The following is a 14,025-nucleotide window of genomic DNA, read 5'->3' on the forward strand; positions in this document are numbered from 1 at the left end:
CTCTTCTTGATAAGCAACTTTACTTTCAAAACTTTACTTATTTGTTATTGCAAGAAAGTTAATGATCATCTGAGCTAGCTCAGCTCTTGTTAATTGTCCTTGCGGATCAACAGTATGACCATTTTTACCTTGGATTAAGGACAACGCTTGAGCTTCACGAATATCGTTCAATGCCCACTTGGAAACATGATTCATATCCGTAAATTCTGCTTGTTCGGCTAGATTTACTTTTTTGTCTGGATTAAGAGTACGATATGCTCTCATTAACATAACGACCGCTTCTTCACGAGTTACTTTATCCAATGGACGGAATTCATTATTATTACCTTGAACGATACCTAGTCCACTTGCTACAGTTACAAATCCAGCATAATAAGTATTGCTATTAACATCTGTAAATTGGTCACTAGCTTGTGGATCATAAATACCTAGTGATCTTATTAGAGCCGTAGCAAAATCAGCACGTTGGACATTTGCTTGAGGACTGTAATTGCTAGCAGATGTTCCATTCACGATATGGTTAGCTGCTAGAATGGAAATGCTGCGCTCTGCCCAATGATCAACGGTATCTTGGAATGCTTTCACATATTCCGCTACAAAGAATTGTCCCGATTGCGTAACATCAACTGAAATCGTAAGACCATCTACTTTACCGCCGACATAGACCGGTTGCCCATCGACCAACTGATAGACACCAACAAGATCAGCATCTAGTGAAGCAATATCGAATGCCACTGTCATCTTAGCATCAATTTCTCTAGCCTCTAACAGATTGTCTTGCTTAGTAGCTACCATCTTAACGTTTAGAATATTAGTTGCATGTTGGTACTCTTTTGCTAATTTCCCCGTTGCTCCTGGTTGTTCATTAGCCGCTACAGTAATCTTCAACGTCTCGTCACTATCTAATCCAGTCCAAGTTGAAGATGGAATAGTAATCGTTTGCCCGCCTACTACAATTTTTAGATCATGCTCATTCTGAGCTAATTGTGCAATAGCTTCTTTCGTTATCACAATGTCGACTGGCGTTCCATTCGTACTACTAACAGTAATAGAAGTGTTGTTGGAATCTTCAGAACCAACATCTTTAATGTCGACCGTAATCGTATGGTTTGAAGCTTCTGGTTTGTTCTCAGTTTCATCTGGAGTTGGCGTTGAAGGATTTGTGCCCGTTGACCCGCCTACTGTTGTAAAGTTCCAAATTGGTGAAACTAATTTACCTGAGAATTGGTCCGTTATTTCAACATACCATTCATAGTTTGTACTTTTCTGTAATTTCTCCCATTGAATCGAAGCTTCTGACCCACTAGCAACATTAGTAACCTCACCAATGACTTGCGCCGTGTGGATATTCACTTCAAAATAATCGGTAGCAACACGTTTGTTCATAACACCTAGATCTACATCCATATCGAATTCATCTTTATTAGGATGTTCTATCGGATCATAGTAATTGTAATCATCCAAATATGGTGAGTACGTTTTGACATGAATTTTGTCATTATCTAGATCAAATTGAAGTAGACGAATATAACCTAATCCACCCATTTCAGCACCTTGATAATCGGCTAACATTTGATAAACTTTACGATCTATAATGCCATCACCATTATCATCGATTTCATCTACAAGAGTTTCCGCATCATGATAGTGACCGCTCAACGTAGCTATAACGTTAGGATATGGTACAACAACTTGCTCATATATTTCATCGGCAATTGGTGCACGATTATTAGAAACTAGCATATATTCATGGAACGCTAGAATAGCTTTCCGTTCCGGATGATCCTTCACAACCTGTTCAACCCAATCAATTTCTGCATCACCAATGTTCCAGCCCATATATACGATAATAAAATCAATACCGCCAGCAGAGATCAGATCATAGTGACCACGGTTATTTTGATACGATCCACCGTAAGTTTCCATATCTTTGAAGCGATCTTCACCGTAATGCTTCCAATAGTATGAGTAATCCCCGGTTTGATGATCAACATCATGGTTACCTGCTAATACACCGTACGGAATTTTTGCTTTCTCGATTGTTTCCATCGCTTTATTCGCAGCTTCCCATTGATAATCTTGATCCGCATCATCAACGATATCGCCCGTATGAATGATATAACGAATATCCATCGCCTCTTGGTTATCTACAACCCACTGCGTATTTGTCTCATAGATTTCAGGATAACTCTCTGAGTAATATTGTGTATCCGACATCCATATAAAGGAGAAGTCATATTCATCCTCAGTTACTGGTCGTTCATCCTGCACCATCACATTAATGACACCATTGTCATTATAGTCCCCTGCAGCAACTTTAGCTTCTAGCTTAAAGTCTTCTAGTCCAGCAATATGTCTGTCCAGTAAATCCCATTTCTCAACAGTAGGATTCCAAGCGTATAAGCTCACTTTTCTTCCTTCTAATGAATTACCCTGCCAGTTGATCTCTACTTCATCAGTAGCAACTACAGATGAATCTAGCTTGATCTCAAAACGTTGGTATGGGAACTGTTCCGTAGCATCTGTCGTATAGTATTTGCTATCTACTGCACTAATTTCTTGCAATGCCGTTGAACTCATCTTCGTCTCAGCTGAAGGTACTTTTTGCTTCGGCGGCTCTACAGTAGATCCACCATAATAAGCGTTAAAGCCCGCTGTACGTTTACTGTCATAATGGAAGCCACTTTTGAATAGAACCGACATCGCATCCTCTTGCGGATCAGTAACTTTAACCTTTAATGTTGGTGCTAGTCCAACATTTTTACTACCTGATAGCGGAGTAATCAGCTCGACCGCATTTGGGTTGTCATTATCAATTGTAAATGTGACCGTTTCAACTGTGCGATTACCTACGGCATCCGTTGCTGTCACTGCAAATGAATAGGCTCCTGAAGCTAATGTACCCGTTGAAGTTTCATATGGCAACTCAATAATGTCACCATTTAATGTTGCCTCAACAGATTGAACACCAGCATAATTATCGGTAACTACTGTATCCAATGTAAACTCACCATGTAATACTTCATCATTAGTAATCGAAGGTACAATTGTGGGTGCTGTATTATCAACAATAACGGTTTGTTCAACTTCTTCATTACCCGCTACTACTTTAACAATATGCTCACCATCTTCTGTTTCAAGCGTGTTCCAGTCATAAGCAAGTGCCTGTAAGCTGTCATTTGATAGTTCAAAATTGAATGCCAATGCCTCATTCATACCTGCACTATCACCCATTTTGATGACAGTATCCTTATTATTGAAAGCTGGATCATAAATATTTGTGCCGTCTGCTAATATTAGACGAACATTGCGTACTTTGAAATCATCTTTATTTTCTTCTGGACGATCATCGAAAGGACCAGACTTCGTACCTGCACGAATAGCAATTTCATTATTACCAAGCGCTAATCGCTCTGCTTCAATTGGAACTTTAATTGTTGTAAATGTGGTAATAGGATCAAGGAATGTATGCAGAATTTCCGTACCCATCGTAACGCCGTTTTTGAAGTAATAATTGACATCGTTCGCTTCAAATACGAAATACGCATCCGTTTCTAATGCTGCATAAGTATCCAATGCCTCTTGTTCATCAACAAACAGTTGTAATTGTTCTGGAGTTAATGTACTTGAAGCACCTTTCAAAGACGTAATGCCGTTTACGATTTGATTATTATTCATATTCAATCGTGTACTATCATCTTTGCTGTTTTTTGTAATACTTACTGTATAGGTAGAAGACGTTAAGCTATGCGAACCATCCGAATATTCGAAATAATACGTCACATGATTGCGTCCAATAAATTCAGTTGAATTCACCGTATACGTAAATTGATTTGTTCTATTCTCATCATATAAATAGCGCTCTGAATATGCGGAATCTTTATCAGTCTTGTAGTATAGAACAGCAGATTTCACACTTTCATTATCTGTAATTTCTGCTTGTATCGTAAGATCAGTGATTGCATCAACTTCAGTAACATTAGTTAGATTAATAAATACAGGTTCTTCGTTATCTTCAATTGTTTTCATAGGAACTGCCGGCACTTGATTCGGTAATACAAATCCAGGTGAAGAATCAATCGTACCTACTGCAAATTCAAACATATCTGTGTTGCCTACTTGATATTGATAGTGACTACCTTTGTTAACAACATTCGTAATTGAACCATCATAATTGGCCACAGAAATATCTTGATGTGTATTGGTACCGATAGCGATACCACGTCTAGAGCCATTCGCCAGTCCATCATTATACAACTTGACGATGTTTTCATTTTCAACTAGATTTGTCTGGAATTCTTTATTAAAGTCTGCAACGGTTAAACTTCCGTTCGCAGAGTTAATATTCCAAAATACCATCGTATCCATTGCTTTAATAATAATATCCTTTTGCTGTGTAGCCCATACGACGTCAGCTATTCTACCGTTATCCGTATAGATGTAGTACAATTTGTAATCTTTGAAGTTAATGTCTTCCTCTGTATTATTATAGATTTCGATAAACTCGTAGGCATCACTTCCACCTACATTATTACTGTTCGGTAGTAGCTCTGTTACGAGCATAATTGGTGTATCCCCGCTAACCGTATTCTCATTAACAATCAAAATTTTATAAACATCTGTAACAGTTGAAGTTCCATCCTCGTCAATAACTTCTATGTAATACGTTAATTTGTTACGAGATGTCAATTGCTCACTTGTTATTGTTGCAACTTGCGAAGTTAATGAGCCTGAAGTGCTCAACTCTATATAAGTCGTCTCATTATCGAACTTATAAAATACTTTACCTATTACTGTATCTACCGCATTGGAAATAGCTACTTCAATCTCATAATTTTCGCTATCCATTGCGCGGTATGTACTTGGAGTATGTAGCAAGTCAATTGGTAACTCCGTAACAATCTCATCACGTAATAACTGATCTGGCGAAATAATACCAGGGGACGCGTTAATTGTACCTGGATTGTCCATCATAACCATCTCTGTACTACCCTCATTAGGCATACGATAGAAAATACCTTTGTCTGGCTTCGTTTGTTCATCGTCATTGTAAAATGCTTGAGAAACAACTGTACCGTTATTATTCCCATCTAAGACCGTTGGATCAACAATTGCTAACGTTCTTGCTGCGCTATTATGCATTCCGCCATCAGTCATAACTTTGAATAGGTTCGTCTCGTCTATAAGCTGCGTACCGTAATTGCTATTGAATTGTTCAGACGTAACGCTTATGACAGGCTCAGTTTGAACCCAGACTACAATAGCTTCATGGGCAGGAATTAACATACTACTGTATGAATTTCCTACATTCCATTGTATATCTTTCGCATCGTAACGATAGCGTAGTTCATAATCCTTGAACTCAATCGCCTCATCTGTATTATTATATATTTCAATAAATTCATAGGCATCTTTTGATGCGAAATTGGCTGAATCAGGTACCAATTCTGTAATAAGTAGATCTGGTTCTTCGTTTTCACTTGCAAAGCTCATGCCAACTGGTGCCATGCTGAAAATAATAGCTACCAATAACATAAGTGCTATTCCTTTGCGATGTTTAGCTGTAAACATGAATAAATTCCCCCTAACATTGATAATTACAATGATAGAGGGTGTATGTCATCACTATGTTTATTTCATATTAAGGTTCAGTAAAGACTGGTACAACTATTAGATCCACTTGGCACAACAAAAAAAAGGAGCATGGATATAATCCCATGCTCCCAATGACTAATCTAACGAAACAACTATTTTCTTCTGCTCGTAGTTGTTTCCCACATATCTGTAAGCCAAGCGTCAAAGCCTTCGCCTTTATCACCTTCGTAAGTATCATAAATATCCGAACGCATCTTTTGTAGCTTTTCTTTAAACTCTTCGAATGTATGACCTTCTGGTAAGCTCTTCTTAATTCTTAGCAAAATCTTACGAAGATTTTTGAATAGCTCTCCTTTATTTTTCGCTGGCATTTGTACATCTTCACCCATTTTTTTCAGCGTGCGGAATGCAGCTTCACGAACTTGGGATACTTGATCGCCTGTCAGAACATGCTGTAAAACTTTAATTGTCTCATCGGAGTTCCACCCAGCCAATTCATTAACAGCATCCAAACGATCTTTCCAGTTTGCAGTACGATTAACTGCTTTCTTAAGTTCTTCAAAATTTTCTGGAAGCTCACCAACAGCTTCATGGTTTTTATTATTCAAAATTCAATCTCCTTAATCATCGCCGCAATGGCATAATGATAAATTACATACTATTAGTTTCTATTATAGCACGAACGCAACTATTCTACCCACACTTGTTGATTAGTTTTTGATCGACTCAGCTGCAGCATTTAAAGCTCCAATAACTTTATCACACCAGCTATCAAATTCAGGATCATCCGTCTGATACTCAGGATGAGCGAATATATATTCAATCGTCTGCTTAATCCCTTGATCTAATCTAGTGGTTGCAACAAACTCAGGAACCAATCGTTTCAATTTTGAATTATCAAATACGACAGAGTTGCTCTTATCGCCTAATAATCCACCAGTAAATTCATTATCACATGCTGCTAAAAATTGTGATGAAACATGAACACTATTCAGTTTCACGCCAAGCGCATCAGCAATGATCTCATATATTTGATTCCATGTGACTGTTTCATCTGAAGTTATATGTACCGACTCTCCGATGGCATGAATATTACCCATTAATCCAATAAATCCTTTAGCGAAATCGCTATTATGTGTCATCGTCCATAGCGAAGTTCCATCCCCATGAATAATGACTGGCTTATTCTCAAGCATACGCTTAGCAACCTGCCATGATCCTTTTCTACCGTGTACACCTAGTGGAATCGAGCGTTCATCATAGGTATGACTTGGTCTAATAATCGTAATTGGGAAACCATTTTCTCGATACTGCTTGATCAAATAGTCTTCGCAAGCAATCTTATTCCGAGAGTATTCCCAGTAAGGATTCGATAACGGCGTACCCTCGGTAATTCTATAGTCAGATAGTGGTGTCTGATAAGCAGACGCCGAGCTAATAAATATAAACTGTTTTGTCTTACCGTTGAATAAACGATAATCTCTTTCTAATTGCGTCGGTTCAAATGCTATAAAATCAGCAACAACATCAAACTCTAAATGTTCAATGAGCTTTGATACTTGCTCTTCGTTATTAATATCTGCTTGAATGACATTCACACCTGTAGGCAAAGCCGTATTACGGTTACCTCGATTAAGCAAATATAGCTCATGTCCTTGTTCTAATAACTTCCCTGTAATTGCCGAGCTAATCGTGCCTGTTCCTCCAATAAATAGTGCTTTCATCTATCCACCTCCAAATTGTTTCCATTACAATGTACTTGCTTTACTTCCCTCTTACGTTATCATGTATGCGTTACCAAGACAATATGTAAAACCTATCAATTACTTTTCGGCGAAAACTGATAGATTTAATCTAACCAATGAGCAGGAATCGTTAGCGCAGATGGCAATTGGGTTTTACTATCACCATTAGCGGAATTGACTTGAGCTTGCGTAAGAAAGATACTGCCTATAAGATTAGCTCCACTGAGATTAGCATCTCTTAAGTCTGCACCAATCAGATCTGTTTTTCTCATATCCGCTTGTCTAAGATCCGCTGCAATAAATAGTACTCCTCTTAAATTAGCTCCTTTAAGACTAGCTCCTTTTAACTTTACACCAATACAATCTCTTCCTCTAATGATTTTACTATGTTGGAGACCTATTTTGACTTTGGCACGTACTAGTTCACTCGTTTGCAGCAGTAAGTCATTCACAAATGCTCTATGAGTTGGTACATAGAGTTCTAGCAGTGTTGTCGTATTGAGATTTGTAAGTTGTTCCGTTTCTACTATAGCCTTTTGTAATTGTTCATAAATAGGATGAGTATCCTCTAGACTAAGTGCTTCTGTTAAGTAATATAGCATTTCATGCAGCTGTTGCATAACTGGTAAAACATCGAACATTTCCTTCGCTAACTCTGGGTTATCTCGCCAGTTTTTTCCGTTATACGTCATTCGAGAAACCTTCTGACCTGCTCCAAAACATTCATACACTGTACAACCTCGTAATCCACTACTTCTTAATTGTTGATGGATACCACAACGATAATCCGCTTGTAGATGATGACATGGCGTCCCTCCGTCTTTATTAAAAGCGAAGTCAGCAGATTTGGCATAAGGTAACGCCACACAGCATAAACCAAAGCATTGTTCACAATCTGCACGATATGGATTTGGGCTATTGACGTTATCTATTAATTGTTGAAACACAATATTGTACACATCCCTTTACTAGCATCTATCAATATTAATATTACCATTTAAATGAAATATTGGGATATTTGTTTTGACTATGACACTTGCTAGCAAAATAATACAAATGAAGAGATGATGTCTTGGTGCATCATCTCTTCATTTATACACATTACTTTTTACTTGAATAAGGTTATTCTAATCCCGCGATCCAAGGTGATAATCGCAAGCTTACATCACTAGTATTTATTACGGCTCCAACTGTAAACCCAGTGAGGTTTTGAGATCTAAAGTTAATTGGGAAAGCATCATTTACACTTCCTGTTCCAGTAACTCGACCACCGAGTGATGATCCATTGATCTGATTGTATACAGCTAGATAATATACACTATTATCTAATAGTGTAATAGGTGCAGTTAATGGCAAGATGAACAGACCTGGAGATATGGTCATTGATACCGTTGTCACAGCAATAACCGTAGCTGTTGTTGAGCCTACAGGCTGTAAGACTGCCATTTGAAAACTTCCCGTATTGCCGCCTAGTTGAGTAACAAAGGTTGCAAGTCTGCTAATCGTTGTGTCCTGCCCATTATATACAAGGGCTCCAATAGCTTGGTTGTTTCCTGAACCTGCGTTAAATGAAATTAACGTGTCTATGTCGCCTACATTTAACGTTTCAATATATGGAGTATCTTCCCCTGTTGCTCCTGTTACTCCGGTTGCTCCCGTTGCTCCTGTTGCCCCTGTTGCTCCGGTTGCTCCTGTTGCTCCTGTTGCTCCTGTTGCTCCTGTTGCTCCTGTTGCTCCTGTTGCTCCGGTTGCTCCGGTTGCTCCGGTTGCTCCTGTTGCTCCGGTTGCTCCGGTTGCTCCGGTTGCTCCCCCTGCAGCTCCCGTTTCTCCTGCGGCTCCTGTTTCTCCTGTTGCTCCCGTTGCTCCTGTTGCTCCTGTTGCTCCTGTTGCTCCCGTTTCACCACTATCTCCTGTTGCTCCTGTTTCTCCTGTTGATCCCCCTGCAGGTCCTGTTGCTCCTGTTGCTCCTGTTGCTCCTGTTGCTCCTGTTGCTCCTGTTGCTCCTGTTGCTCCCGTTGCTCCCGTTGCTCCTGTTGCTCCTGTTGCTCCTGCTACTCCCGTTGCTCCTGTTGCTCCTGTTGCTCCTGTTGCTCCTGTTGCTCCTGTTGCTCCTGCTACTCCAGTTGCTCCTGTTGCTCCCGTTGCTCCGGTTGCTCCGGTATTTCCTCTGTCACCTTTTTCTCCTTTATATCCACGTGGTCCTCGCTTACCTCTATATCCTCTTTTACAACATTTCTCACATACCTTATGATGATTCTGCTTACACCTATAATCCTTATTACAGCAGCCTCTGTCTCTTCTTAGAGATTCATTTCTTTTTTTATTGCATTTTTTGTATTTACTCTGTTTCTTCTTGCATGAACTACTACGATAACTGGACTTTTTCAATTGCAGACACCTAGAACACCTTCTCAAGCGAATCATATTTTTAGTTGAACAATTATTTTCAACATACAACACCTCCATGTACATATATATGAGGTTGTATTAAGGTTGGATTGGGTAGATACCACAATGAATTTCACTTTGGGTATGAATCCAACATATCTACATTGTTTCGATGACATCATAGATATCCTAATTACGGAAGACTTAACTCTTTCAAAATAGAGAAAAACAGGTTGTATCTAAGAGTCAATGACTCACGATTCCAACCTGTCTCAATTTAATTTTCCCGTATATTATTCGTACTTCACTGTGTATTTAGGAGAAATAAGTTCAACACCTGTTATCAGTCTTAGCGAAAATAATTTTAGGAACTATTTGTGCCCAGTATACAGATATTTTTGATTCTGCATTTGCTTCTTTTGACAATCCACTTTTCGTTACTTTTTTCCAAGCTTGACTCGATACTTAGCTGGTGTTATCTCATATTCTTGCTTAAATAATCTTACGAAATAGTTCGTTTCTATACCAACCATTGCTGCCACTTCTTGTATCGATATAGTAGAATGTTGCTCCAGCAGTACTGCTGCCTTTTCAAGTCTTACTCTTTGCAAATACAAATGCGGATTAATGCCATACATCTCTTTGAACTTTCGTTGGAAATGCTGCTTGGAGTAGCCTACTGCGTAGGCAATATTAGAAATCATAAGCTGTTCATTATAATGCTGCTGCATATAGTTAACTGCATTTAGAATGGCATTCGTTGCTGTGGAGTGTGATTTATCATTCGCAGATGATGCTTGCTCTACTACTTGTGATGCAATAAGCGTCAATACATCATAGGCATAAAGTGATGCTACTCTGGAAGCATCCTCATCATCATTTTCAGGAGAATGCCAAATAAGAGCTAGCTTGTCCGATAACAGATTCATTTTCTCCTGTTGTAGTGCCATTGGTTTTAAGATGGGCATTTTAGAATTATGGATAAATGCTTCTGCATATGTACCCTCTATCCCAATATAACCTAGCAGCCAAGGTTCTTCACTAGATGGACTATAATCATGAGCTAATTTACTCGGTACGATCAATACCTCATTTTCTTTTAATCGAATATAAGGCATTTGCTGAAATTGAAAAGTCCCCGCGCCACCAAAACAAATAAAGCATTGTACTGTCGGAAAACCTATCGGTCGATATTGCGTATGCTGTCCATGCAAACCACAGCTATACAACGATATAGGTAGCGGAAAGTTTTGCTTATTATGGAATAATCGAAAAGGTAAAATCATAGCATCCTCCAATTCGAACGTAATCTCTTTTATTTCATACCATTAAAGCATATTTTTATCTCTAGCATATAGCATATTGTGAAAATAAAAACATTTACATAATAACTTTCATAGTAATGTTCATTTTCTACTATTTTTCAATAGCATTTCTACTAACTCTCTGTTCGCTATTTTCATTAGAATGAGAGGCATATTACATGGAGAGGATTGAACGATATGCGCGAAAAGTTAAGTATGAATATGGATTGGCTTTTTCAACTTCAAGATATACAAGGTGCTTTAAGTTCTTCACATGATGTTATTTACGGGCAAGCCAAAGCAGGGGGATTGAAAGGACCAGGTGGCCTAGAATGGAACGATAATCATTGGGATCTCGTGCAGCTTCCTCATGACTGGTCTTATCGACTACCGTTTGACCGTGAGAATGGTGTACCTGACTTCGGTTACAAAACTCGCGGCATCGGCTGGTATCGCAAAAAGTTCTTCCTTACGGAGGATGCTAAAAACAAGCAATTACATATTCATTTTGATGGCATCGCTACACATGCTACCATTTACTTTAACGGGAACGTAATCGAGCGGAATTTTAGCGGCTATACAAGCTTCTCAATAGATATTACAGATCGCGCTTTCTTTGGTGAACGACCAAACGTACTTGCAGTTAAAGCTGATGCCAAGCAATCTGAGGGCTGGTGGTACGAAGGTGCTGGTATTTATCGTAATACTTGGTTAACCACAACAGACAAGTTACATATCACCACAAGAGGGATTTGGGTTAATCCCGAGAAACAAGCAGATCAGCATTGGCATACTAACATTGAAACAACGGTTCGCAATGAATATGATGAGGATGCTAGTTTTACTTTGATTTCAAAATTGATCGATCCAGATCAAAGTGTAGTTGCTACTCATCGTACCACCGCAACAGTAGCGTCCTTAGAGCAAGCGACGATAGCACAATTGATTGAAATTGAAAATCCGATGATCTGGGATATCGAGCATCCACATCTTTATACGCTATGCTCTACGATTGAATACAATGGTCAAGTGATAGATGTAATAAATACGAACTATGGTTATCGCACGATACGCATATGTCCAGATACAGGGTTCTATCTGAATGATCGTCCTATCAAATTAAAAGGAACATGTAATCATCAGGACCATGCTGGTGTAGGTGTAGCATTACCTGACGAATTGCACAGTTATCGTATTTCTCGCCTTAAAGAAATGGGCAGCAATGCTTATAGAGCAGCTCATCATAATCCAGCACCAGAATTGTTAGATGCTTGTGATCGACTTGGTATGTTAGTTATGAACGAAAATCGCAACTTCGATAGTTCAGCTGAAGGACTCGGGCAAGTTACGAATATGGTAACTCGTGATCGCAATCATCCTTCTGTCATTATGTATAGCTTGTTTAATGAGGAGCCACTACAAAGCACTCCAATTGGTCGTAAAATGTTCAAGCGTATGGCGAACACTATTCGCAAGCTTGACCCAACTCGTCCTCTACTCGGTGCTATGCATGGTGGAGTTATGGAAGATGAAGGTACCGCGGACATTATGGATATTACCGGATTCAACTATATGAATGGAGCTTATGAAAATTTTCATATCAAGCATCCGAAGCAACCACTTATGGGCTCAGAAACGGTAAGTGCCTTCGCCACCCGCAACAATTATGAAAGTAATAATGAGCTTCAAGTATTTAATAGCTTTGATACAGAAAAAGCTGTCTGGGGCAATACAGTTAGGGATTCTTGGAAAACCATCAATACGAACGACTACATTATGGGCACATTCGTATGGACAGGCTTCGATTATCGTGGTGAACCGTCGCCTTATGAATGGCCTAGTGTAAGTACTCATTTTGGTATTATGGATACTTGTGGGTTCCCTAAAGACTCCTATTACTTATATCAAGCTTTTTGGCTCAACCGACCAGTGCTTCATATTGTGTCTCATTGGAATTGGCATGGTAAGGAAGGTCAACCGATCAAAGTCATGACACATACAAACTGTGAAGAAGTCGCAGTATATCTCAACGGACAACTTATTAACCGTCAAACAATCGATATTTATGAGCAATTTGCATGGGATATTCCATATGAACCGGGAACATTAACGATGGAAGGCTATATCAATGGACAATTAGTAGCTACGACTCATAAGCATACAACAGGCGAGGCTGCTGCATTAAACATTGAGCCTCACAAAGAGCAGCTACTTGGTGACGGCCGTGATGCCATCGTTGTTAACGTTCATGCGATAGATGCTGAAGGAAGATATGTACCTACTGCCAATCAGCTAGTACACTTTGAATTAGAAGGATCAGGGGTAATTTTGGGTAGTGGTAATGGTAACCCGAATAGTCATGAATCAGATATTGAACCTTACCGTATGCTTTTCAATGGCAGCTTACAAATCATTATTCAAAGTCAAATTGGTACAAGTATAGAGCCTATTATATTAACCTTCTATGGCAATGGCATTGAAAAGCAATCCATTACAATCCCTGTAGTACAGGTAGAAGAACTACCGTATATTGCTTCCGCTCGTGATCTATATATTAATGATTGGTTCGTTACACAGGAGACGCAAACGGAAAAGCCAGATCCACATGCGCAAGTTGATCTAACCGACATGAATACATGGGAAAAAATTGATGTAAGCTTTGGATTTAGAGAGAGCTTAAGGAGCAAAACTGGCTATGTCGTATATCGCACACAATTTGATAGTGAGCTCGTTGATTTCAAACGTGATCCGCATATGCTATTCCAATCTATAGGCGGCGATATAGAAGTCTATATCAATGGCTCAAAACAATTCGAACGGATGATCGAATGGTATAATGAAATTCAAATACCGCTAATTGAATTTGCGCAATCAGAGAAAATTGCGATGACCATTATCATTCGGATTGATCAAAACACACACACACCTGGTATAGGTGGCGCTACTTCGGTACGTTTAAATAATGAGATTTAGCTTACGTTATCAAGCTTGAT

At 39.1% G+C, this 14,025-nt stretch carries 7 protein-coding genes; 1 reads left to right on the plus strand and 6 read right to left on the minus strand.

The features are described from left to right. Positions 1 to 33: 33 nt before the first annotated feature. From AC1TO5_RS10970 to AC1TO5_RS10995, 6 genes are all read right to left on the minus strand, one after another. Positions 34 to 5,571, minus strand: a complete 5,538-nt coding sequence (locus AC1TO5_RS10970; RefSeq protein WP_482062840.1) for an S-layer homology domain-containing protein — start codon at positions 5,569 to 5,571, stop codon at positions 34 to 36. 176 nt (positions 5,572 to 5,747) lie between these two features. Then, on the minus strand, positions 5,748 to 6,206 hold the full coding sequence (locus tag AC1TO5_RS10975; protein ID WP_482063115.1) for a HEAT repeat domain-containing protein: 459 nt from the start codon (positions 6,204 to 6,206) through the stop codon (positions 5,748 to 5,750). Between the two features lie 99 nt (positions 6,207 to 6,305). After that, complete coding sequence (locus AC1TO5_RS10980) at positions 6,306 to 7,319, minus strand: SDR family oxidoreductase (protein ID WP_482062841.1); 1,014 nt, start codon at positions 7,317 to 7,319, stop codon at positions 6,306 to 6,308. Positions 7,320 to 7,444: 125 nt separating this feature from the next. Next, the gene (locus tag AC1TO5_RS10985) at positions 7,445 to 8,287 is read right to left on the minus strand and encodes a pentapeptide repeat-containing protein (RefSeq protein WP_482062842.1); all 843 of its coding nucleotides are present in this window, start codon (positions 8,285 to 8,287) and stop codon (positions 7,445 to 7,447) included. Between the two features lie 175 nt (positions 8,288 to 8,462). Beyond that, positions 8,463 to 9,728 carry a hypothetical protein gene (locus AC1TO5_RS10990; protein ID WP_482062843.1) on the minus strand — a complete coding sequence of 422 codons (1,266 nt, stop codon included), beginning with the start codon at positions 9,726 to 9,728 and terminating at the stop codon, positions 8,463 to 8,465. 437 nt (positions 9,729 to 10,165) lie between these two features. Beyond that, positions 10,166 to 11,014 carry an AraC family transcriptional regulator gene (locus tag AC1TO5_RS10995; protein ID WP_482062844.1) on the minus strand — a complete coding sequence of 283 codons (849 nt, stop codon included), beginning with the start codon at positions 11,012 to 11,014 and terminating at the stop codon, positions 10,166 to 10,168. A gap of 216 nt (positions 11,015 to 11,230) precedes the next feature. Between AC1TO5_RS10995 and galA the strand changes: the two genes are divergently transcribed. Beyond that, positions 11,231 to 14,005 (plus strand): beta-galactosidase GalA, encoded by a 2,775-nt coding sequence (gene galA, locus AC1TO5_RS11000; protein WP_482062845.1) that lies wholly within the window; start codon positions 11,231 to 11,233, stop codon positions 14,003 to 14,005. The last annotated feature ends 20 nt before the right edge of the window (positions 14,006 to 14,025 follow it).

The sequence above is a fragment of the Paenibacillus sp. Y930 genome (assembly GCF_056786375.1).